Source organism: Vibrio kasasachensis (assembly GCF_050337565.1).
In the GTDB taxonomy this organism is placed as follows: domain Bacteria; phylum Pseudomonadota; class Gammaproteobacteria; order Enterobacterales; family Vibrionaceae; genus Vibrio; species Vibrio kasasachensis.
In genome coordinates this window covers 1-1,004 of the sequence record NZ_JAKJTB010000044.1, presented here as the reverse complement: position 1 = coordinate 1,004, position 1,004 = coordinate 1, and the positions used below count along the sequence as shown (strand labels likewise).

Genomic DNA, 1,004 nt, shown 5'->3' with positions numbered 1-1,004 from the left:
ACCGTGTACGCTTAGTCACTTAACCATACAACCCGAAGGAGTTTCGTTAAACAACCAAGTTGTCTCTCTATTTTATGAGTGAGAGACGTTCGATTTTGCCGGACTCAATTTCGAATAATCACTTCACTAGGAAGTGATATTGCCAAGAACACTTGAATGTGTTTTTTGGTGTTTACCATTAAGGTAAACATTGAGAACTTTACAAATAATCTTATTAAAGATTATTTAGTCAGCTTTCCAAATTGTTAAAGAGCGTGATTTGTTTTCTATTGAAAATAAACCATTTTTAAAAACACTCAACTTTCTAATTGAAAGTAAATGCACTTAAAGATGGTGGGCGATACCGGGCTCGAACCAGTGACCCCCTGCTTGTAAGGCAGGTGCTCTCCCAACTGAGCTAATCGCCCATATTAGTTTTACTTCTTATAGGAAGAAGTTTCTCGAATGGTGGAGCTATGCGGGATCGAACCGCAGACCTCCTGCGTGCAAGGCAGGCGCTCTCCCAGCTGAGCTATAGCCCCATCGAGAAAATGGTGGGTCGTGCAGGATTCGAACCTGCGACCAATTGATTAAAAGTCAACTGCTCTACCAACTGAGCTAACGACCCATACTTCACAAAGGAAGTGGTATCCCGTAGGGGAGTCGAACCCCTGTTACCGCCGTGAAAGGGCGGTGTCCTAGGCCTCTAGACGAACGGGACACTAAGTGAAACATCTTGGGGATGTTTCTATCTCTTAAACTTTATAAACCATCAATCTGTGTGGACACTCATTGTGAGTAATCATCGTATAAGGAGGTGATCCAGCGCCAGGTTCCCCTAGCGCTACCTTGTTACGACTTCACCCCAGTCATGAACCACAAAGTGGTGAGCGTCCTCCCCGAAAGGTTAAACTACCCACTTCTTTTGCAGCCCACTCCCATGGTGTGACGGGCGGTGTGTACAAGGCCCGGGAACGTATTCACCGTGGCATTCTGATCCACGATTACTAGCGATTCCGACTTCA

Annotated in this window: 4 tRNA genes and 1 rRNA gene; all 5 read right to left on the bottom strand. The window is 45.3% G+C overall.

Annotated features, from left to right (window positions below):
- Positions 1 to 331 precede the first annotated feature (331 nt).
- Positions 332 to 407, bottom strand: a tRNA-Val gene (locus L4C38_RS21240).
- Between the two features lie 38 nt (positions 408 to 445).
- Positions 446 to 521 (bottom strand) — tRNA-Ala (locus tag L4C38_RS21235).
- 10 nt (positions 522 to 531) lie between these two features.
- Positions 532 to 607 (bottom strand) — tRNA-Lys (locus tag L4C38_RS21230).
- 17 nt (positions 608 to 624) lie between these two features.
- Positions 625 to 700 (bottom strand) — tRNA-Glu (locus tag L4C38_RS21225).
- An 89-nt stretch (positions 701 to 789) separates the two neighbouring features.
- Positions 790 to 1,004: ribosomal RNA gene (locus L4C38_RS21220) — 16S ribosomal RNA — on the bottom strand; the annotation flags it as partial.